General features: G+C 32.2%; 18 protein-coding genes. 4 read left to right on the forward strand and 14 right to left on the reverse strand.

Going from position 1 to position 19601, the window contains the following annotated elements:
* A complete protein-coding gene (locus tag FG167_RS03915; RefSeq protein ID WP_203460122.1) occupies positions 1 to 363 on the forward strand; it encodes a hypothetical protein in 363 nt (120 codons plus the stop codon).
* 138 nt (positions 364 to 501) lie between these two features.
* Here FG167_RS03915 and FG167_RS03920 read toward each other — a convergent pair whose 3' ends face one another.
* Both FG167_RS03920 and greA read right to left on the reverse strand, forming a co-directional pair.
* On the reverse strand, positions 502 to 891 hold the full coding sequence (locus FG167_RS03920; RefSeq protein ID WP_203460123.1) for an HIT family protein: 390 nt from the start codon (positions 889 to 891) through the stop codon (positions 502 to 504).
* A gap of 197 nt (positions 892 to 1088) precedes the next feature.
* Positions 1089 to 1562: a transcription elongation factor GreA gene (greA, locus tag FG167_RS03925; RefSeq protein ID WP_055442735.1), complete on the reverse strand. Its 474-nt coding sequence runs from the start codon at positions 1560 to 1562 to the stop codon at positions 1089 to 1091.
* A 258-nt stretch (positions 1563 to 1820) separates the two neighbouring features.
* Between greA and FG167_RS03930 the strand changes: the two genes are divergently transcribed.
* Complete coding sequence (locus tag FG167_RS03930; RefSeq protein WP_203460124.1) at positions 1821 to 2264, forward strand: hypothetical protein; 444 nt, start codon at positions 1821 to 1823, stop codon at positions 2262 to 2264.
* A gap of 624 nt (positions 2265 to 2888) precedes the next feature.
* Here FG167_RS03930 and FG167_RS03935 read toward each other — a convergent pair.
* From FG167_RS03935 to FG167_RS03970, 8 genes are all read right to left on the reverse strand, one after another.
* Complete coding sequence (locus FG167_RS03935) at positions 2889 to 5072, reverse strand: TonB-dependent receptor (protein ID WP_203460125.1); 2184 nt, start codon at positions 5070 to 5072, stop codon at positions 2889 to 2891.
* A gap of 481 nt (positions 5073 to 5553) precedes the next feature.
* The gene (gene arfB / locus FG167_RS03940) at positions 5554 to 5961 is read right to left on the reverse strand and encodes an alternative ribosome rescue aminoacyl-tRNA hydrolase ArfB (protein WP_203460126.1); all 408 of its coding nucleotides are present in this window, start codon (positions 5959 to 5961) and stop codon (positions 5554 to 5556) included.
* Positions 5961 to 7517 (reverse strand): DUF4301 family protein, encoded by a 1557-nt coding sequence (locus FG167_RS03945; RefSeq protein ID WP_203460127.1) that lies wholly within the window; start codon positions 7515 to 7517, stop codon positions 5961 to 5963. The genes arfB and FG167_RS03945 overlap by 1 nt, the downstream gene beginning before the upstream one ends.
* Entirely contained in the window at positions 7514 to 8083 is a 570-nt protein-coding gene (locus FG167_RS03950) for an AAA family ATPase (protein WP_203460128.1), read from the reverse strand. Before FG167_RS03950 ends, FG167_RS03945 begins: the two co-directional genes overlap by 4 nt.
* A complete protein-coding gene (gene pnuC, locus FG167_RS03955; protein ID WP_203460129.1) occupies positions 8044 to 8676 on the reverse strand; it encodes a nicotinamide riboside transporter PnuC in 633 nt (210 codons plus the stop codon). Before pnuC ends, FG167_RS03950 begins: the two co-directional genes overlap by 40 nt.
* Positions 8660 to 8920 (reverse strand): hypothetical protein, encoded by a 261-nt coding sequence (locus FG167_RS03960; RefSeq protein WP_203460130.1) that lies wholly within the window; start codon positions 8918 to 8920, stop codon positions 8660 to 8662. Before FG167_RS03960 ends, pnuC begins: the two co-directional genes overlap by 17 nt.
* 85 nt (positions 8921 to 9005) lie before the next feature.
* A complete protein-coding gene (locus FG167_RS03965) occupies positions 9006 to 9731 on the reverse strand; it encodes a geranylgeranylglyceryl/heptaprenylglyceryl phosphate synthase (RefSeq protein WP_203460131.1) in 726 nt (241 codons plus the stop codon).
* Between the two features lie 86 nt (positions 9732 to 9817).
* Positions 9818 to 10447: a 4'-phosphopantetheinyl transferase superfamily protein gene (locus FG167_RS03970; protein ID WP_203460132.1), complete on the reverse strand. Its 630-nt coding sequence runs from the start codon at positions 10445 to 10447 to the stop codon at positions 9818 to 9820.
* Between the two features lie 133 nt (positions 10448 to 10580).
* Here FG167_RS03970 and ahcY point away from each other — a divergent pair, with 133 nt between their 5' ends.
* On the forward strand, positions 10581 to 11897 hold the full coding sequence (ahcY, locus tag FG167_RS03975; RefSeq protein WP_203460133.1) for an adenosylhomocysteinase: 1317 nt from the start codon (positions 10581 to 10583) through the stop codon (positions 11895 to 11897).
* Positions 11898 to 12834: 937 nt separating this feature from the next.
* Complete coding sequence (locus FG167_RS03980; RefSeq protein ID WP_203460134.1) at positions 12835 to 13299, forward strand: DUF1569 domain-containing protein; 465 nt, start codon at positions 12835 to 12837, stop codon at positions 13297 to 13299.
* 654 nt (positions 13300 to 13953) lie between these two features.
* On the opposite strand, the gene FG167_RS03985 is transcribed toward FG167_RS03980, so the two are convergent.
* From FG167_RS03985 to FG167_RS04000, 4 genes are all read right to left on the reverse strand, one after another.
* Positions 13954 to 14724 carry a 3-hydroxybutyrate dehydrogenase gene (locus FG167_RS03985; protein WP_203460135.1) on the reverse strand — a complete coding sequence of 257 codons (771 nt, stop codon included), beginning with the start codon at positions 14722 to 14724 and terminating at the stop codon, positions 13954 to 13956.
* Entirely contained in the window at positions 14717 to 15499 is a 783-nt protein-coding gene (locus FG167_RS03990) for an alpha/beta fold hydrolase (RefSeq protein ID WP_203460136.1), read from the reverse strand. The genes FG167_RS03985 and FG167_RS03990 overlap by 8 nt, the downstream gene beginning before the upstream one ends.
* An 11-nt stretch (positions 15500 to 15510) precedes the next feature.
* Entirely contained in the window at positions 15511 to 18006 is a 2496-nt protein-coding gene (locus tag FG167_RS03995) for a TonB-dependent receptor (protein ID WP_203460137.1), read from the reverse strand.
* Positions 18007 to 18165: 159 nt separating this feature from the next.
* Positions 18166 to 19581 carry a hypothetical protein gene (locus FG167_RS04000; protein ID WP_203460138.1) on the reverse strand — a complete coding sequence of 472 codons (1416 nt, stop codon included), beginning with the start codon at positions 19579 to 19581 and terminating at the stop codon, positions 18166 to 18168.
* Between the last annotated feature and the right edge of the window lie 20 nt (positions 19582 to 19601).

Consider the following 19601-nt stretch of genomic DNA (forward strand, 5'->3'; position numbering starts at 1 on the left):
ATGGACGAAAAATGGATTACAATAAAAGAAGTCGACTTAATTAATAATTGTCCGGAATGCTATAATACCAATGGTTTAGAATTAACTTTTAAGCAAAAATTTACCGAAACATCACTTTACAGGTCTATTACCAACCAAACCACACAAGCAATATATTGTAAAACCTGTAATACAGATATTTTTCCTGTGATGTGGACCGAAGATATTGAGCGTGTTTTTGCGTATCAACAAAAAGCGTTTGTACCTAAAAAAGCATCTACCAAGCTAAAAAAGAAAGCTTGGTTACTTATTTCACTTTTTAGCGTCTTTGTTCTTGCAGGAATATTACTAGCAGTATTCTATACCAATTTAACCACAAAATAACGGATATAATTTGTTTCTTATTTGTCCATATTTCAATATAAAAGAAAGCCGTTACTAAGGGGATGCTTTGATTTTCTACATTATATGAACAAAAAATAATTAGGATTAAAAATACGCAGTTTTAAAATTAAATCGGTCTTATAAATAAGACTGAATTGCTTTTGCTATATCCTGAAACTCTTGGGTAGTTAATTTTGTTTTGTGCATGAAGCTAGCATCTTTCATGGTATTTAAAGGAATTAAATGTACATGTACATGAGGTACTTCTAAACCAATTACCGAAACACCTACGCGTTTACAAGCGACCGCTTTCTCTAGTGCAATAGCTACTTTACGCGAAAATCGCATTAAAGCTATATACGTTTCTTCGTCTAAATCAAAGATTTTATCCACCTCCTTTTTAGGAATACAAAGTGTATGTCCTTTAGCATTCGGATTTACATCTAAAAACGCTAAAAAATCTTCGGTTTCTGCAACCTTATAACAAGGTATTTCGCCTTGAACAATTTTTGTAAATATAGAAGCCATAAAAAAAGTTATATCTGTAAATATAAAAATTCCTATTTAAAACCGAATCGTTTTTCAGTTTTAAATAGGAATCTTGATGTTTTGTTATGCCTTACTGTCATTTTGAGCGTAGTCGAAAAATCTAGTAAATTAAGAATATAGATTTCTCCACTTTGGTCGAAATGATACCATTTCTTAGACAAATTTCACACTATTATTTATCTAGAAATTTCAATAATATCAAACTTCATAATACCACTAGGCACTTGTATTTCGGCAACATCACCAACAGCTTTACCTAACAAACCTTTACCAATTGGGGAGTTCACAGATATTTTACCTGAAGCTAAATCTGCTTCACCATCTGCGACCAAAGTATATAGCATTTCCATACCATTAGTTTGGTTTTTTATTTTCACTTTAGAAAGCACCAAGATTTTAGAATTATCCATTTGAGACTCATCAATAACACGAGCACCAGCAAGCTGATCTTCTAATTTAGAAATACGCATTTCTAGCATACCCTGTGCTTCTTTTGCTGCATCATATTCTGCATTCTCACTTAAATCTCCTTTATCTCGAGCTTCAGCAATTGCTCTAGAAGCCTTTACGCGCTCAACATCTTTAAGTTGTTTAAGCTCTGCTCTTAATCTTTTTAATCCTTCTGCTGTATAATAAGATACTTTACTCATAACTTCTTCGTTTATTAAATAAAAGATGCTGAAATAATCTTAGACAATGGGCTGTTTAAGAGTTCAGCATAAAAAAATCTCGCATACACGAGATTGTACTACAAAAGTACAAAATTTTTAATTACATATTGAGATTTGTACTTAAAAGAACTTTAGCTCAAACAAGTATTTTAAAAATTAAAATGCCTTGAGGAAAGATACAAAATATTTAATTCAAAGTACATTTTTTGTACCTTGCTAAACAAAAAAAAACACCTAATGAAAAAGCTTATTTTAACAGTAGTAACTAGCTTTTTACTATTTGCTTGTAGTAAAAATGATAACAATAATGATAACGAATATTTACAAAACTATAGTTTTGATACTGGAAATTTAATAAATACAGGTTTAGTCGCTTCACCTTATGGTGATTTAGACATTCCTGGAAACTATGCAGTAGTTCCTAATTATGGTATAAATGGTATTGTGGTTTATTATTCTGGAATCTCTTATTCTGCTTTCGAGCTAAGTGATCCAAATCACCATATACAATCTTGTTCTACTTTAACTATAGAAGGTATCATTGCTTCTTGTGATTGTGAGGATGGCAACTCTTACGAAATTGTAACTGGACAACCTCAAAATGGAACTACGGGTGCTTATGGGTTAAAACCCTATTTTGTAGAAGTAAGTGGTAATATTATTAGGGTATACAATAATTAGGCAAATTTTAAAACCTAAAAATAAGGTTTTAAAACCAGGCTCTTTGTTTTACCTGCTAACGGAAGACTAGTATTTTTAACTTGTTCTCGATACATCCCGTTAAAAATCGGGACACTCGAACTAACAACGGACATAAATAGAATGTCGCCACAAATGCTCTGCATTTACTATTTCATTATTATAAAATATTATCGATGCCCAATCCTTTTTGCAAATAAAAACCCGCAAACCCATTGGGTTGTGGGTTTTTATTTTATAAGGTTTCTACAGGAATGGAACCTTGGTATATTTCCATTTTGTACATAGAACACACCTTTAAAAAGAAAAGATTTTTTGTTTACTTAAAACTAATCAGTAAAAAATACTCAACTTCTATAGAAAATATTCTATATTATTTTGTATCTTAGACTTGGGAATTTTAAAATTAATTAAAAGTGTTAATTAATTGAAAAGCCATTCTTTCATTAGAATGGCTTTTTTTTTGTCTAGAATAAACCATCCGTTTTTTATTACATAACTTTTAAATGAATAGGTATAACTAAAAAACTCTCCAACATGTATGTTGGAGAGTTTTTTTTATAGTTTCTGAAACAATTTCAGAATAACAATTTATAACCTTAGGTTTTAAAACTTCAACGTAGCACCCACTAAAAAATTTCTAGTTGCTTGCGGGTAATATCCTGTTCCTTCAATGGTAGTAGTTACATCTGGTGCAGACCAAGTATCATCATAGGTATAATAATAACCGTTAGAAATATATTTTTCATTAAAAATATTATTTACTAAAGCAGAGAAAGTTATGGACTTCACAAATGCTTTGGTATCTATTTTATAAGACACATTAAAATCATTTACAAAATAACTATCTAATTTAGATGCCGCACTATCTGTGTTTCCCATAAACTGCTCACCAACATACTTCATTAACAAAGAAAAATTAAGATTGTTTACTGGGTTAAACACTAATGCATTAGACAGCACTACTTCTGGAGAAAAGGAAATATTTGTTTTCCCTAAATCGGCTAAACCACCATCTCTTGAAACCACAGTACTCTTGTTTTTATTAGAACTTACTGTAATAGAAGGCTGTATCGTTAACCAGTCTAGTGGTTTTACTGCAGCTTCAATTTCTAAACCTAATCTATAACTTTCCCCACTATTGGTACGTATTGGGTTACCAACATTATCTCTATCTCCTGTTAAAATTAACTGTTCATTATACAGCATATAATACAAGTTGGTGTTGACACTAAATACTTCCGATTGGTGTCTGAAACCTAATTCGAAATCATTTAACTGCTCTGGTTTAACCATTTCGTTATTTTCAAAATCATCTCTATTTGGTTCTCTGTTTGCTCTAGCATAGGAAAAGTAGATATTGTTATTGGTATTAAACTCATACGTAATTCCTGCTTTCGGATTAAAAAAACTATAACTTTCATCTATTCTTAAAGCAACTCTATCTGATGTTAACCCTGTAGTTTTATAATCTACTAAACGCATTTGTAAATCTCCAAAAAGACTAAGTTTATCATTTAATTTAACGGTTGCTTTTGTAAAGAAACTTAGGTCTTCTTTCTTTCCGTTTCCATTATAATAGGTGTCATTTATTTCGCTAGAACTTGCATTTCTTGCCCAAATAATTTCCCCAAAATGATCTCCATCATAACTACTATATGTTCCACCAAAGATCATATCTAGTTTATTTTTCTTAAAATTAGCATTCGCATTTACCACATAGAAATCATTGTCTAACCAACGTCTTCTTATTAAATCTGTAGTATTAATGGTTTCGCTACCAACCATAATTTCCTCTAAATCATAATCTTCAAAATCTTGATCTTCTTTGTATTGCTCAAAATAACCATTACCATGCGTATAGTTTAAACTTAAATTAGTAGACCAATTATTGTTTATTCTTTCTGTATAATGCAATTGGTAATGATCTTGTTGGTAATTATCTTCTTCGTTTTTATGAAAACGCGTATTACCAGCTTCGTCGGTGTACATTCCTGCTGTATTAAACGTTCTATCGTCTTTTAAAAGATCTAAATCTTCCAAACCATTCCAAGATTGATAGGTAACTTCGTGACCACTAAACGTGATTGCTTTTATTAAACGATTATCATCTACATAAGCACCTTGAAGGAAATACGATTTTAAATCAGAGCTTGCTCTATCGATATAACCATCGGATTTTATTTGCGATAAACGCCCAGCGATTTCAAAGTGATTATTTAGTTTTCCTGTACTAAATTTCACGTTGTGTTTTCTAGTATTATAGCTTCCGAAGGAATTAGAAATTTCGCCATTTGCAACTTCTGAAACTGCATCTGTAAGTACATTAATACTAGCTCCAAAAGCACCAGAACCATTGGTAGATGTACCAACACCACGTTGTAACTGCAGACTTTCTACAGAAGATGCAAAGTCACCAAGGTTTACCCAAAAAGTTCCCAACGATTCGGAATCGTTATACGGAATACCATTTAGCGTAATATTGGTAGATTGTGCATTAATTCCACGAACACGAATGTAGGTGTAACCAACTCCTGCTCCAGCATCTGTGGTTGTAACTACAGACGGTAAGAAGTTTAACAAAACAGGAATGTCTTGTCCTAAATTTCGCTTTTCAAGATCTTCTTTACTTACGTTAGTGTGGGTAATTGGTGAAGTTGCATTTACGCGAACAGCCTTAATTAAGACTTCTTCTAATTGTTCTACCTGTGTAGAATCTTGTGATTTTTCTTGTGCGTTTGCACAGACGGTTAACACCAAAAGTGTTAAAAAAAGAAATAGGTTTTTCATTACGATTATGGTTTATAATCGAATAAAAAGAGGTAATTATTCTTTAGTTATTAATTGATTTATTTTGAGCTTTAACTAATACGATATTGAAAATGCTACTCTACATTTTAAATCCTTACACGTATAATTTTAAACATGTTCTGATTCTGAAGTAAATTAACATCGATGACTTTTTGGTATTCGTTAAAAATGTCTACTGGACCTTTTTTAATGTCTTACTTATAATCATCGATAACCTTATCGCACTCGTTAAAAATATCCACTGGACATTTTTTTAACACTCGCTTCCTAAACAGCATTACCTGTTCTAGGTTCAATGGGTATGATCTCAGCCTTTATAAGTTAAAAATCGAAATGATTACTAACTATAAATAGCACCCCTTTTTTGAGAACGACGCAAATGTAGTGACGAATTATGAATTAATAAAGACTTCTTGAAATAATTTTATAAAAAAGGAAATAACTATAAATAACCTTCCCTTTAATCTAAGTTTGGTTTTTTCCTATTGGCTTTCTTTTCCGAATTAGAACGTTTTGATTTTAAGCGTTTTATTTTTACTGCTCTAGGAATTTTAGTTGGTTTGCGCTTTTTTGGTATAATTAAACCTTCCGTTATAATTTGAAGAAATCTTTTTATAGCTATTTGTTTATTCTTATGCTGACTTCGGCTTTCGCCACATTGTAGAATAAGTACATTTTCTTTGGTAAGTCTGGAATATAGTTTACTTTTTAAACGTTCTTTTTGCTCTTCATTAAAAACCTGAGAGTCTTCTAAATTATAGGTTAATTCTATTTTTGAAGACACTTTATTTACATGTTGCCCACCTGCTCCAGAACTTCGTATTGCTTTATAATTTAACTCGCTAATTAACTGCTTTTCACTAAACATTACTCGTTAATTTGATGTGTAGCTTTTAATAAGTCCGTAACGGTTTTCACAGGATTAAAAGTGATTAATGGAACTTCTACAAAAATGGTATTCCAATATGCCATAGAACCATTCCAAAGTCCAGGAAGCTCTAATGCCTTTAAGTCTTTTCCCGTTTTGGTTTTCATGGTTATAAATGCCGTTTTTGGATCTACATATTTATTAAGATCAAACTTTTCACCTTTATAATTTTTAATTCCGCAAACAAGATCTACAGGATTAAAATGTGTTGCATTTTTTAATATTCTTTTCTGCGATTTATTCTTCTTATCAATTTGAGCTGATTCAACAATTTGTAATGAAATGTTTCCGCTTTCGTCTTTTATCCAAAAGGGTCCTCCACCGGGTTCGCCTTCGTTTTTTACCATGCCGCAAACACGAATTGGTCGATTTAATTTTTCTCTTAAATATTCTATTTGATAGGTTTTTGAATACTTTTCAAATTCTATATTAATAACAACATGCAACTTAGTATTTAAAAATTCGGCAATGGTGATTAGTTCTTTTTCCGAAAGGTCATTTTCTTCCAGTTTATGTAAATAAGCAAATGCTTGTTCTTGTAATTCTATTAACAAACCTCCCAACATTTTCTTGTATTCTGCCACCTCATTTTCGTATTTAGAGACTACAATATTATCTATGTTTTTAATAAAAATAACATCTGCATCTAATTGATTCAGGTTGTTTAAAAGAGCGCCATGACCAGAAGGTCTAAATAGTAAATTACCATTATCTTCTCTAAAGGCATCATTTTTTGGTGTTACTGCAATGGTATCTGTAGATTGACATTGGTATGAAAATGAAATATTGAATTTGGTCTTTGTTTTTGCCTCCACAATTTCTTCAATACGTTTAAATTCTGCATCAAAAATATTCTTGTGTTTTTCTGAAATAGTAAAGTGTAAGTCAGCCTCCTTATTAGAAGATGCATAAAGTGCTGCTTCAAATAAATGCTCTTCAAAAGCAGTAGAAACATGATCTTTATATTGATGAAAAGGAAGTAATCCTTTTGGATAGAAACCATAATTAAGTTTATCTGTTTCTAAAATGATTTTAATAAATTCTAATTTTTTTTCATCCTGTGAAAGCGTATTAAAATTTGGAATAAATTTTTTTACTTTAGAAAGTGCTTGATTATAAAAAGGAAGCTTTTCAACACCTACCAAAAACAAAGACAACTCTGAAGCTTTGTTTCTATTGATATATGAATTAATACTTTCTTGATCGGCATCATATTCCTGAATAAATTGAAACAAAAACTTAAACATTCTTGTGGCAGCTCCAGAAGCTGGAACAAACTTTAAAATTGCTTTTTCATTTCTTCTATTTTCAAAAAACTGAATGGCTTGATTTTTTTCTGTTTCAGAAAATTTCAGAATACCATTACCAATATTTGCAGCATCTTTTAAATTCACAAACGGAACTCCTGTTTTAAAAAGTTGTATTTGTGCATTAACTTTTTCAACTGTTAAGTTTTTCGATGCTATTTGTTCTATATCTTTTTCTGTAAATTTCACTTCTTTCGTTTTAATAATTCATCGATATGCTTTACTGCTATTTCTAAACGCATTTTCTTATCTCCTTTTAGCAAAACATAAGGTCTTTTATACTTTATTAACGTGTCTTGAAAAGCTTGAAACATACTTAAACGCTCTTCTGGTTTATCTCGTAAATCATCTGCTTCCCAAGGTGTGTCAATATACGTTAAAAAGTATACATCATATTTATTTTCTAATGCATATTTTTCAAGATTAGGATCACAAACCCCTGAATAATACGTTTCTGAATATACTTTAGTTTCCAGTAAATCGGTATCACAAATTAAAACAGAATCGGTTTTCAGTGCTAAATCATTCTCTAATTTCATTTGCCCTATAGCAATTGGCAACAAGTCTTTTGGCTCACAAGTCTTACGCTCATCATTCCATTTATCTTGAAGGTATTCTCTAGCGAACTCTGGCGTCCAAACCGAATTATAATGACGTGCCAACTGTTTTGACAAGGTTGTTTTTCCTGTAGATTCAGGGCCAAAAAGAACTACTTTTATGCAGTCACTTGGTTGTTGCTTAAGCTTTTCTTCCATGCTAAATATCCTAAAATTGCTATAAATGTAAATCCTAAATACTGGAAACTAGTAAAGGTAAATCCTTTATAAAAATACAAAGGAATAGAAATAAGATCACCAATAATCCAGTAGATCCAATTTTCTAATTTACGCTTGGCCATGAGCCACATTCCTACAAAAAATATCGCTGTAGTTACCGTGTCTACATAAGCAACCCAGCCGTTCCATTTATCAAATGCCTTATAAATAATAAAAACAAAAACTAGCGTTGCTAAAAATATAGCCACACTTATTTTCTTCTCCTTTTTTGTTGTTCTAGAAATTGGTGTCATATGACTAGCATCTACTTTACGTGTCCAAATATACCAACCATAAACACTCATAATAAAGTAATATCCGTTAATCATCATATCCCCTAAAAGTCCCCATTTTAATAATAAATACACAAAAATACAAGTGCTTATCATTCCAGTGGGAAAAACTAAAATATTGTTTTTTCTAGAAAACCAAACCGATAGAAACCCGAAAATAACGGCTACAATTTCCAACACAACATCTAATGTCTGGTAGTCTGAATATTGACCGAATAAAAAATCAAAAATGGGGTTCATAGTCGCTTCTATTTGTTTTAACCACTTTCATGGTTAGTACAGAAATATCTACGTCTTGAAAAGAACGCTTTATTTCGGTATTCAAAAAAGGCATCAATGCATCGTAATCTCCAAATATCTGTGTACTTAGCGGATTCTCTAAAACCTTAAATGGGGAGTTTCGTAATGCTTTTATAAAATTAATTACGTGTTTTTCATAATCATCCTGCAAAGGAGAAAGTGTAAGATCTACAGAAATTTCCATATTTATTTCCCGTACAAACGGGAATATTTTTAATTAAACATTAGTATTTATATTACTTGTAACTGTTTACAGTTTAGCAATCTTTTTATTGTTTCAATTCATTAAAGAATGTTTCATCCTCTTCAAAAGCCGTACCAATAACCACCAAATCTGCTCCTTCTTGGTATGCTGTATCTAATTGCTCTTTGCTTCGTATGCCACCACCAACAATTAAAGGGATTTCTAAATCTTTTTTTACGGCACTAATTATAGATGTTGGTATCGCGTTTTCTGCACCGCTTCCCGCTTCTAAATAGATAAGTTGCATACCAAGCAACTCTCCCGCTTTAGCGGTATCTACAATAGCTTGCAAATTATTAATTGGCATTGGTTTTGTTTGGGTAACTCTTTGCACTGCTGTTTCTTTTCCGTTTTCGATTAGCAAATAACCCGTTGGAATCACTTCTAAACTGCTATTTCTTAATTTAGAAACCGAGGCTACGTGTTTTCCTATTAAATATTCCGGATTTCTACCAGACAATAAAGATAAATACAATATAGCATTTGCATGATTGGTAATTTGCGATACATCTCCTGGAAATAATATGATTGGTAAATTGGTGTGTTTTTTTAATGCTAAAACAAGGTTTTCTGTTGCAAATGCTTCTACAGTACTTCCACCAACAAAAATATGTGTAGCAACCGAGCTGTTTAATTTTTGCATAAAACCGTCTAAACCTTCTGGTTTTGTTTTATCCGGATCTATTAAAACCGCTAAGAGCTTTTCCCCTTTTTCAATAGACTGTAATATGTTTTTATAAATACTTTTCATTACCTAGGAATACACAAATGTTTTTCTTCTTATTTCTCTTAATAGGTTATCTTATCTTTAGTCTATTTTCTTTGCTCTAAAAAACATTAAGCTGGTAAAGCATAAGCACAAGTAAATCCTTCAAACTCAAAAAATGTAGTTTGGTATCTATGTTTTTTTTCTTCGTAATCAATCCAAGCAATAGTAGCACCTTCTTCAACGGTAAACGGAATGACTAACGTATGCTGTAAAAAACTCAAACCTGGAGTCGCAAATAACTTATATAAAGATTCTTTAATACACCAAATAACAGTTAGTTTATTAATATAATCTGTTGCCTCTTTATCTAAATATGCGTTTTCATAATCTAAAAATTTATGCGCAATCACACCAATTTTTTCTCGTTGCTTTTCAATATCAATACCAACAACAGCATCACTTACTACCACTGCCGAAAACGTAAAGGAATGCGTAATAGAAATATGCTTACCATCCTTTAAATGTGGTTTTCCGTTGGTATCATAAATTAAATCCGCATCGGTATAACCAAATGCCGCCAACAAATGACGCACACTTAAAAAACCACGTCTGTGCAATTCGCTTTTCATTCCTAAAACACGTTGCATACTTTCTGGATTCAACGTTATAGGTGTTAGTAAATCTTCATAAGACTCTGTAATCTTCCAGATTTTAACAGTAGTTTGTGAGTTTGGCGTAAGAGTTTTGTAAAGAGGCATTTAATATTCTAAAAGTTATTGATTATCTTTGCATCACCTAAGGTGAAATTGGCTCATATTTATATAGCGAATTTAGTTATTTAAGCCATAAACCCAAAGGCAAGTGCAATTTTAAAACAAGATAAAAAATAATATGAGTACAAAAACTGTTGCTTACGTACCTAATAAGGTAAAAGACATGTCGCTTGCGGCTTGGGGAAGAAAAGAAATTAAATTAGCAGAAGCGGAAATGCCAGGCCTAATGAGTTTACGTGAAGAATACAAAAACACGCAACCATTAAAAGGAGCTCGTATTGCAGGATGTTTACACATGACTATTCAAACTGCTGTTTTAATTGAAACTTTACAAGCTCTTGGTGCAGAAGTTACTTGGAGTTCTTGTAACATTTTCTCTACACAAGATCAAGCTGCTGCTGCAATTGCAGATGCAGGAACTGCTGTGTATGCATGGAAAGACATGACTGAAGAAGAATTTGACTGGTGTATTGAACAAACCTTATTTTTTGGTGAAGACAGAAAACCATTAAACATGATTTTGGATGATGGTGGTGATTTAACCAACATGGTTTTAGATAGATACCCAGAATTAGCGGATGGAATCAACGGATTATCTGAAGAAACTACAACAGGAGTTCACAGATTATACGAGCGTGTTAAAAACGGAACATTAACAATGCCAGCAATTAACGTTAACGATTCTGTTACTAAATCTAAATTCGATAACAAATACGGTTGTAAAGAATCTGCAGTAGATGCAATTCGTCGTGCAACAGATATTATGCTAGCTGGAAAACGTGTAACTGTTTGTGGTTATGGTGATGTTGGTAAAGGTACTGCTGCTTCTTTTAAAGGTGCAGGAAGTATTGTAACTGTTACTGAAATCGATCCAATTTGTGCTTTACAAGCAGCAATGGACGGTTTTGAAGTAAAGAAATTAGAAACAGTTGTTGGTAATTCAGATATTATTATCACTACTACAGGAAATAAAGATATTGTACGTGCGGAGCATTTTGAAGCAATGAAAGACAAAGTAATCGTTGCTAATATTGGTCACTTTGATAACGAAATCCAAGTAGGATGGTTAAACGAAAAGCATGGTCATACTAAAGATACAATTAAGCCACAAGTTGACAAATATATCATTGATGGTAAAGACATTATTTTACTTGCCGAAGGTCGTTTAGTAAACTTAGGTTGTGCAACAGGTCATCCAAGTTTTGTAATGAGTAACTCCTTTACAAACCAAACTTTAGCGCAAATTGAACTTTGGACAAACAAAGAAGCATACGGAAACGATGTGTACATGTTACCAAAAATATTAGACGAAAAAGTCGCAAAATTACACCTAGCAAAAATTGGTGTAGAGCTTACAGAACTTAAACCTTACCAAGCAGAATATATTGGTGTAACGGTAGAAGGTCCATACAAGCCAGAACACTACAGATATTAATCTGTCATTCCCACGAAAGTGGGAATCTCATTAATTGAAACTAAATTATACTAAAATCCCAAGCATTCGTGTTTGGGATTTTTTTTTATTGTCACTTCGAGTGTCCCGATTTTTATCGGGATGTATCGAGAAGTTGGGCAATTTGCTTTTGGCAGAAAAGCCAAAACCAACCAGGCTTTCCGCTACTAGTTTTGTAAAACCTTAAATGGAAGTTTTACAAAAGCTAACCGCATCAATCCTTATTGCGGGCAATCCGTTATGGCCATTGCGAGACGTTTACAACTCGGCATTTTGTTTATAATATTCTAAAACTTAAAATGCACTTCGTTTATTTTAGTACAAACCTTCCGAGTTTTTATTTTATAAAAACCCAACTTCCTTTAGCTAGAGGAAGGAGCACTTCTGGATAAACCTATATTTAAAAAAGGAACATTATTAATTTCTGAGAGTATTATCGTAAATATAAAAGTCCATTTATAGTAGCTTTCCTCTTTTTTTTTAAAAGAGAATGAATTAAAATTTCCCCTTTAGAAATTTTAAGAAAGAGGAGTTAAAAAATACGCCTCACTTATTTTACTACAAACCATCCATGTTTTATCTCTCAATAAAACCCACCTTTCTTTAACTAAAGGAAGGAGCACTTCTTGATACTCCTATATTTACAAAAGAAACTTTATTGATTTCTGAGAGTAGTATAGTAAGTCTAAAAATCCGTTTTTAGTAGCTCTCCTCTTTCTTTTAAAGAGGAGAATGAATTAAAATTTCCCCTTTAGAAATTTTAAGAAAGAGGAGTTAAAAAAACAACCCATCTTATTTTTTCTAAATAAAGGAGCTTACTAATAAATAACATATTCTTAAAAAACATAATACTACAAATACATAGTTTTACCATTTTCGTTTTTATATAAGTATCTTCACACTAATAAACAACAACTTTATGTCTATAGAAAAAACAAACCTTGCTATCACCTCCTTAGAATCTCATCTAGAAAACCATAGTGTATCTAACCCAAAAGTATCTAAAAGTGATATCGCTTGGCATATAGATCACAGTCTAAAAGTAATTAATAGCGTTGTTATTTCACTTCAAAAATCAGATCCAAATACCTTTGAAAATAATTTTAGCCTTTTAGGAAAGGTGTTTTTTACACTTGGCTTTTTCCCGAGAGGAAAAGCAAAAGCTCCAAAATATGTAAAACCTCCAGAAGTAATTCTAAAAGAAGATCTTGTTAGTCAATTACAACTAGCAAAAACGAATGTTAGTACAATAGCCAACTTAGACAAGAACGCTTATTTTAAGCATCCGTTATTTGGTCATATTAATAAAAAAAGAGTTACTAAATTTTTGGTATTACATACCACGCATCACTTGAAAATTATAGAGGATATTATGAAGAAGTAATCGTTTTATAAAATATGCTATGCTTATTTTACTACAAACCATCCGAGTTTTATTTTACAATAAAACCCACCTTCCTTTAACTAAAGGAAGGAGCACTTCCGGATACACTTATATTTAAAAAGTTAGCATTCTTGATTTCTGCGAATATTATCGCAAATTTAAAAGTCCGTTTTTAGTAGCTCTCCTCTTTGCTTAAAGAGGAGAATGAATTAAAATTTCCCCTTTAGAAATTTTAAGAAAGAGGAGTTAAAAAATACGCCCCACTTATTTTACTACAAACCATCCGAGTTTTATCTCTCAATAAAACCCACCTTCCTTTAACTAAAGGAAGGAGCACTTCCGGATACACTTATATTTAAAAAGTTAGCATTCTTGATTTCTGCGAATATTATCGCAAATTTAAAAGTCCGTTTTTAGTAGCTCTCCTCTTTGCTTAAAGAGGAGAATGAATTAAAATTTCCCCTTTATAAATTTTAAGAAAGGGGAGTTAAAAAATACGCCCCATTTATTTTACTACAAACCATCCGTGTTTTATCTAACAATAAAACCCACCTTCCTTTAACTAAAGGAAGGAGCACTTTACGACAAGCTTTTCAGAAACAAAAAAAATGCCTTTCTGTTTCCAGAAAAGCATTTTTACCAACTAATCAAAAATTATTGTGCACTCCAACCTCCATCTAAAACAAAGGAGGAACCTGTTATGGTTGTGGAGCTATCTTTTGCTAGCAATATTGCCATATCCGCAATCGCTTCTAGAGGTACAAATTGTTTTACCGCTTGCTTTTTAAGCATCACTTTTTCTACAACCTCCTCTTCGGTCATATTATGTGCTTTGGCTTGGTCTTTTATTTGTCCGATTACCAAAGGTGTTTTTACATAACCCGGACAAATAGCGTTACACGTAATATTAAAAGGTGCGCCTTCTAAAGCCAAGACTTTGGTCATACCAATAACACCATGTTTTGCGGTAACGTAAGCCGATTTAAATTCGGAAGCACGAATACCATGCACCGAAGAGACATTTATTATTCTACCAAAACTTTGTTTTTTCATCTGTTTCCAAACCGCTTTAGAAGCGTAAAAAACAGCGTTCATATTTATGGCTATAATATTTTCGTATGTACTATTTGGAAAATCTTCTATAGGCGAAACAAATTGTATTCCGGCATTATTTACTAATACATGCAAGCTTCCAAAGGTCTTTATAGTTTCCTCTACTAAACCTTCAATAGCTTCCGCTTGCAATAAATTCGCATTAGAAAAAGCCACTTTTACCTTATATTTCTCACCAACTTCCTTTGCGATTTCTGCTCCATTTTTTTCTAAACCATGAAACATAATAGCATATCCTTCTTTCGCAAATTGATTTGCTATTCCTAAACCAATTCCGCTAGTACTCCCTGTAATAAGAACGGTTTTATTCATTTTCTAAAAATTTTTCAAGTGCGACATTAAAAGCTTCTGGCTGATCGATAACAACACCATGTCTAGAATTTTCAATAACCACCAAGGAAGCGTTTTGTAATGTATCTACATAAGCTTGCTTAAAGGCAATTGGCGTATAATCCATATCGGATGCTACCACTAAAGTTCTTGTATTTATGTCTTTTATTCTATCTCCTAATCCCCAATCCATTAAGGTTACAAAAGATTTGAAGTACGCATTGTAATCATTCTTTTTGCAACGTTCTTCAAATTGGTTTCGCATAGCTACTTGATGTGCTTCGGGAAACATATTAAATGCAATTTCTTTGGCTAATGGTTCTACACCTTTTGTTTGTAGAAATTCGGTACGATTTTTTAAAAGCTCTTCTCCCGTTTTTCCCATATCGTTAAAATCGGGACCACTATTTACAATCACTAGATTATCTAAGTATTCTGGATGTTTTGCAGCCATTTCAAAAGCCACAGCGCCACCCATAGAAAAACCAACAAAAGTTGCTTTTTTAATCGCTAGTTTATCTAATAACTGCTTTACATCTTCGGTCATTAATTCTACACCATACGCATCTAATGGTTTTGTAGAATCTCCGTGACCTCTTAAATCTAAGGCAATAACTCGATATTTTTCAGAAAAGAAAGGGACTTGACCGTCCCAATCTTTTTTTGTGGATCCTAAACCATGAAGTAACAGAAGTACCTTTCCTTTTCCATAATCTTCATAATCAAGTTCTATATCATTAACTTGTATTTTTGACATGATTTGGAAGCTTAGTTAATAGTTGCTGGTTTCTTTTTAAAGAAGTTTACTTTGTACTTTAACTCAAAAGAAACCAATGTTTCAATAACTGGAGAAGCTACAAATTCTCTATTTTTAGCATTAAATAAGTTTGTAATACTTAAACCCAAGGATAAGTTATCATTAAAGTTATATCCTGCATTTGCATCTACGGAAAAACCACCTAATTGTCCGTAATTCCAAGTTCTTCCTACCTGAGCGTTTTCAACAATTTCATTGATACCATCTCCATCTTGATCTTGTGTTTCTGCAGCTACATTAATACCAGAGAAGAAATCATATTTTTGCACATATCTTCCGAAGAGTGCACCATAGAATTTACCTTTTCCGTAATGAAGACCAACACTAAATTTATGATTTGGTGTATTAATTGGCAATTCACTTTCTAAAACTTGTCCGTCTAAATTACCATCATTATCCATATCATCTGTATCTAGACTTCTATCAAAATAGGAGTAATTAACAGAAGTTCTAAAACTATCATTAAAGTAGTAGTTTAGTCCTACATCTAAACCGTAAGTATCTACATGACCAAAGTTTAAATAGGTTAATACAAAAGCTCCAGTAGAACCATCTACAAGATCTCCAATTGGCGTATCCCCTACATGGGTTACATTATTACCATTTGCGGCATCTGCAATATTCACTAACGGACTGATAAAATTATCAGACTGGTTATAATACGCATTAGTATCTATAAATAGTTTTTCTGATAATTTCCCTTTGTATCCTATTTCATAAGAATTAATAGTTTCCACATCTAATTTTCCAATTTTTGTTCCATCTGTTAATGTGAATCCTTCACCATTTCCGATAACTAAACCTCCAAATAAGTTTCCTTTAAGGTTTAAGATGGATGGCACAGCAATACCTTTACCGTAAGTTAAACGGAATGTTCCGCTTTTCACTTTTTTAGTAATTGCAGCTTTTGGTATAAAGTTAGAACCATATAATTCATGATTATCTATTCTTCCTCCTACTAAGAATCCCCATCCAGAATCGCTTAATTTATATTCCATTTGTGTATACACACCTGTTTGATCTAAATCAATTCCGCCTTCATCAAAAAGATATGTACCCTTAGAATCTGCCATATCTAATTGGTATTGCGCACCTAAAGTTAAATAGAATTGGTTCCAATTGTTATTGTATTGTGCTTCTGCATTGAAACGTTTAGAGGCATCTTTAAAAAGAGCACCACGTTGCAATACAATACCATCTCCAAAATTAGCACCCGTTTGAAACCATTGCTCTGTAAAAGAGCGCTCACTAGCTTCTTCTTCCGAAAAACCATTATCTATAAAAGACACATAATTTTGTGTGCGTTGGTTCATGGCGTAGGTTTCATCTGTTTTACTCCATGTGTAATAGGTATTTGCAAAAAAGTTTTTAGAAACAAATTTTACTTGTGCTACATCGATACTCCAATCTTTAATTTGGTTACGACCTGCACTAGTAACTCCAATGTTATTACTATTACTGTGTCCGTAGTATCCCGTTATTTCTGAACTTTTTGTTGGCTTATAAAATAAAGAAGCGCCATATTTTTGTGAGTCAAAATCACGGTCCAGATCTAATTCTTTATATGCTGTTGTTCCTACATATACACTATCTGCGTAGTTGAACTCTGTTCCTTGGGATCTTTCAAAATGAAATTTATAAGCAAACTTATCATTCAGTACTTGCGCATGTCTTAATCTTGCAGTTACCACGTTTTGGTTACCAGCACCTACTGCAAATGTAGTTCCTTCCGACTGTCTAGGATTTTTAGTAATTGTACTTACCAATCCGTTATGTGCGTTTGGACCATAAAGCGTTCCGTTAGGTCCTAATAAAATTTCTACTCTAGAGATGTCATCTTTAGTTACTGTAGAAAAAGACCCCATTGGTAATCCAGTAGCAATTAACGTGGATAATCTATCATCTGTTACTTGTAAGTTTTTAGAATTAAAAGCAGAGTTAAATCCTCTAATATTAATACCAGTTCCTAGAACACCAGTACGTACAAAATCAACACCTTTTTGTCTTGCCGCTAATTCCCCAATATTAAAACTAGGAAACTCTTCAATATCTCTAGCGGTAATTACATTAACGGTAGCTGGTACATCTGTAATTTTTTGTGGTTTTTTCCCTGCTGTGATTATAACTTCATCTAAAACACTATTAGATTCTTTTAATTGTGAGTTTAATTGTGTTGTTTTTCCAGCAGTTACTGAAACACTTTGTTCTAGCGTTTCAAAACCAATATAAGATATAGACACGGTATGTGTACCTTCTGCAACATCTTCAATAGTAAAATTACCATCAAAATCGGTAACACCTCCTTTGTCTAAACTTTTAATATATACTGCTGCTCCAGCTAAAGGCATACCACTTGCTTCCGTAATTGTTCCTTTTACGCTTCCTGAATCTTGCGCATTAATAACCAAAGAGCTAATCAAGGTTAATAAGAATAGTAGTTTTTTCATAATTAGAAATGATGTTTTAAGTTAGATTATGATGGCAATCTATTGTGAAAAAGAAAATAAACAGTACTAAAAATTAGCAATGAGAAGTATGACTTTGGATTAAAAAACAAAAAAATACATCAAAAAAACCCATATACAAGGGAGTTTTAGAGCAGAATTTTAAATGTATGACTTTAGTTTAAAAAACGCTTCCGGTAAATTATTTGAAAGCGTATCTATCACCTTTATCATCAATTGTTTCTGATTTTTTGTAGGCTGTACCCCTTTAATTGGTGCTTTAATTTCGTCTAACAAACGTGTAGAATTTATTTTGCCTTCCATATATCTTGAAAGCGAAATACTCCATGAAATATTAGGCACATAGTTACTTTGCTTTTGTCGTTCGCTTTCCTTTTCTATCAAATTGAATTTTGCAGCAAGCTTCAGCACTTCTTCGTACTTTTCTTGTATTACTAGCACATTGATATACGATGTAAAAAAGTGATGCCAACGATGCTTCAGCACTTCCTTTTTATATTTTATTAAAAATGTTTTTGCTGTCGCTTCGGCTAGATCGTTTTTTTGAAGTTCGGATAATACACGTATTTGATAGGAACAATACCCAATTTTTTGATGGTAATTATGTGTTTCTTTATACAATTCTTGATACGCTTCTAATAATGTAAAAGCTCTATCTGGTCTGTTATTTCGCAATAAAATAGCGACCAAATTATTCAAATACATTAGGGTATCATTATTATTTTGACGGATAGACAAATACCCATAAAATTCTGCTTCTTCAAATTCGTCTTGTTTAGAATGCAACAATACTCGACTTGCATAATAATTAGAAAGCAAGCGTCTAGAATACATTTCACCTTGACTAAAATAATAGTCAATTTGGTCGAAAATGACTTTTAACTTATCATTTTCATTATAATTTGTATAGATAAAAGCGAGCAAAACAAATGCTTGATACCTGTTTTTTCCATCAATATTTTTATCATTAAAAACAGCGAGCAACCAAGTTTCTAAGTGCTTTGTCTCGTTATTATTTAGCGTATATTGATTGGTGATTTCTGTAGTTGCTGTGTAGAGTTTTTCGCTAATTTCTTTAACCTCTGTATAATTCTCTTTATAGGTTTCAATGAAATCTGCTATTATTTGATGGTCTTTATAGCGCATTCTAACCAACAAATAAGACTTATATTCTTTAGCTAAGTCGTATAAATTCTGAAAATTAAACTCAATGTTTTTGTATCCTGAAATGTAATGTAGAAATTCTTTTTCTTCACTAGACGCAATGGCATCGGTAAGTATTTTTTGCTTTAAAGACATTAACCAACCAATGGTTGCATCTACATCAATATTGGCTAATTTTTTTTCAATCCAATCTTTAATATAGGAATATTTACGCTTGTTAATGGTGGTATCAAAATCTACAAATGCCTTTTGAGATAGAGCATTAGAGATGATCAACTCCATAATTTGAAGTTTTTCTACATCTGTAAACTGATATCTAGTTTGCAGATATTTGGCTTCATTTGGCAGTATGGTTTTACTAAATTCTGTAAATTTTTTAAGCTTTGTTTTCATTAAACACCAAATGAAATTAA

The organism is Lacinutrix sp. WUR7 (genome assembly GCF_016864015.1).
Lineage (GTDB): Bacteria > Bacteroidota > Bacteroidia > Flavobacteriales > Flavobacteriaceae > Oceanihabitans.

Excerpts from the sequence above, each read along its gene's own strand:
- FG167_RS03915 (WP_203460122.1), top strand. The coding sequence starts at position 1 with ATGGACGAAAAATGGATTACAATAAAAGAAGTCGACTTAATTAATAAT.
- FG167_RS03920 (WP_203460123.1), bottom strand. The coding sequence starts at position 891 with ATGGCTTCTATATTTACAAAAATTGTTCAAGGCGAAATACCTTGTTAT.
- greA (WP_055442735.1), bottom strand. The coding sequence starts at position 1,562 with ATGAGTAAAGTATCTTATTATACAGCAGAAGGATTAAAAAGATTAAGA.
- FG167_RS03930 (WP_203460124.1), top strand. The coding sequence starts at position 1,821 with ATGAAAAAGCTTATTTTAACAGTAGTAACTAGCTTTTTACTATTTGCT.
- FG167_RS03935 (WP_203460125.1), bottom strand. The coding sequence starts at position 5,072 with ATGAAAAACCTATTTCTTTTTTTAACACTTTTGGTGTTAACCGTCTGT.
- arfB (WP_203460126.1), bottom strand. The coding sequence starts at position 5,961 with ATGTTTAGTGAAAAGCAGTTAATTAGCGAGTTAAATTATAAAGCAATA.
- FG167_RS03950 (WP_203460128.1), bottom strand. The coding sequence starts at position 8,083 with ATGGAAGAAAAGCTTAAGCAACAACCAAGTGACTGCATAAAAGTAGTT.
- pnuC (WP_203460129.1), bottom strand. The coding sequence starts at position 8,676 with ATGAACCCCATTTTTGATTTTTTATTCGGTCAATATTCAGACTACCAG.
- FG167_RS03960 (WP_203460130.1), bottom strand. The coding sequence starts at position 8,920 with ATGGAAATTTCTGTAGATCTTACACTTTCTCCTTTGCAGGATGATTAT.
- FG167_RS03965 (WP_203460131.1), bottom strand. The coding sequence starts at position 9,731 with ATGAAAAGTATTTATAAAAACATATTACAGTCTATTGAAAAAGGGGAA.
- FG167_RS03970 (WP_203460132.1), bottom strand. The coding sequence starts at position 10,447 with ATGCCTCTTTACAAAACTCTTACGCCAAACTCACAAACTACTGTTAAA.
- ahcY (WP_203460133.1), top strand. The coding sequence starts at position 10,581 with ATGAGTACAAAAACTGTTGCTTACGTACCTAATAAGGTAAAAGACATG.
- FG167_RS03980 (WP_203460134.1), top strand. The coding sequence starts at position 12,835 with ATGTCTATAGAAAAAACAAACCTTGCTATCACCTCCTTAGAATCTCAT.
- FG167_RS03985 (WP_203460135.1), bottom strand. The coding sequence starts at position 14,724 with ATGAATAAAACCGTTCTTATTACAGGGAGTACTAGCGGAATTGGTTTA.
- FG167_RS03990 (WP_203460136.1), bottom strand. The coding sequence starts at position 15,499 with ATGTCAAAAATACAAGTTAATGATATAGAACTTGATTATGAAGATTAT.
- FG167_RS03995 (WP_203460137.1), bottom strand. The coding sequence starts at position 18,006 with ATGAAAAAACTACTATTCTTATTAACCTTGATTAGCTCTTTGGTTATT.
- FG167_RS04000 (WP_203460138.1), bottom strand. The coding sequence starts at position 19,581 with ATGAAAACAAAGCTTAAAAAATTTACAGAATTTAGTAAAACCATACTG.